Below are 1,181 nucleotides of genomic sequence, written 5' to 3' on the forward strand. Positions count from 1 at the left end.
GCCATCTCTAGCAGCGCTTTTGCGCAGGATGGTATTGAAGGCATTGAGGAGGCGAACCAAAAGGTGCGCAGTTACTTTGCCGCAGGCACCAACCTTATGTACGCCGTGGGCGCTATCCTTGGACTGATCGGCGCAGTCAAGGTGTACCAGAAGTGGAATGCAGGCGACCAGGATACCGGGAAAGTTGCAGCAGCCTGGTTTGGCAGCTGTATCTTTTTGGTGGTGGTAGCCACTGTCATCCAATCCTTCTTCGGCATCTCTTAAAAGATCAACTATGCAAAGCCAGCTAAAAGAAAAGTTGTGGGCATACATCGTCCACAATAACCCAGATTTGATGATAAGCCTCCAGGAGGATTATTCGGTTACCAAATACCTTGAAGAAAAAGTCAGAAGTATTCTCCCGATGGCTGAGGGACTTCTTGCAGAGGGCAAGCCACAGTATGCCATTGAGGAATTGTGCCTGAATGCAATGACCGAAGGATTGAAACCCTCAAAATTTCTCTACATCAGATTGGTCATTGAAGAGGAATTCCCGGATGATTTTGATCGGCTAAAAGAAAATGGTGTGCTGACCTACGAGGTGGTCAACCTCATAGCAGCCTGCAAAGAGGTTTTTGAGGCTTTTGATTTTAACCAGGAGAACCAGGACAACCGCCATCTGCGGTATGCGGTGATCGCGCAGGTACATGACTACCTGCTACCGGGCTAAAGAGAATGTGAGTAAATGAAAATGCAGGGTTATGGCTTATAATGTTTCCCATAAATTACAAGGTAACATCCGCGCGGTCAAGATCGCACTGGACTACCAAAAAGGCCTGCCGGTATTCGATGAGGATCTGGGCACCTTGCAGGGGTATGCCGGTTTTGGGGGCATTAAAGCCATCCTGTATCCTTACGGCAGTACTGATGAGTGGAAGGCCAATGGCGCAACTAAAGACGACCTGAAACTGCAACCCGAGATGATACGGTTCCATAAGCTTTTAAAAGAAAACTACAGAGAGCAAGAGTATAAAGAAATCATTGCGTCGCTAAGGAATAGTGTTTTGACTGCTTTCTATACTCCGGAAGTGGTGCCGCAGGTAGTGTATGATGTTTTAAAGCAACAAGGCATAACCCCTAAAAGGTTGTATGAACCCTCTGCGGGTTCCGGGGTATTTATTAGTGAGGCGGTAAAAGTATTT

At 47.2% G+C, this 1,181-nt stretch carries 3 protein-coding genes; all 3 read left to right on the forward strand.

Going from position 1 to position 1,181, the window contains the following annotated elements; genetic code table 11:
- Positions 1 to 3: 3 nt before the first annotated feature.
- On the forward strand, positions 4 to 264 hold the full coding sequence (locus tag FMM05_RS20865) for a DUF4134 domain-containing protein (protein WP_221932298.1): 261 nt from the start codon (positions 4 to 6) through the stop codon (positions 262 to 264).
- 10 nt (positions 265 to 274) lie between these two features.
- Positions 275 to 709, forward strand: a complete 435-nt coding sequence (locus FMM05_RS20870) for a hypothetical protein (RefSeq protein WP_143375359.1) — start codon at positions 275 to 277, stop codon at positions 707 to 709.
- 31 nt (positions 710 to 740) lie between these two features.
- The coding region (locus FMM05_RS20875) for a hypothetical protein (protein WP_449404183.1) at positions 741 to 1,181 on the forward strand (441 nt) is incomplete at its 3' end.

The sequence above is a fragment of the Flavobacterium zepuense genome (assembly GCF_007097145.1).
Taxonomy (GTDB): Bacteria; Bacteroidota; Bacteroidia; order Flavobacteriales; family Flavobacteriaceae; genus Flavobacterium; species Flavobacterium zepuense.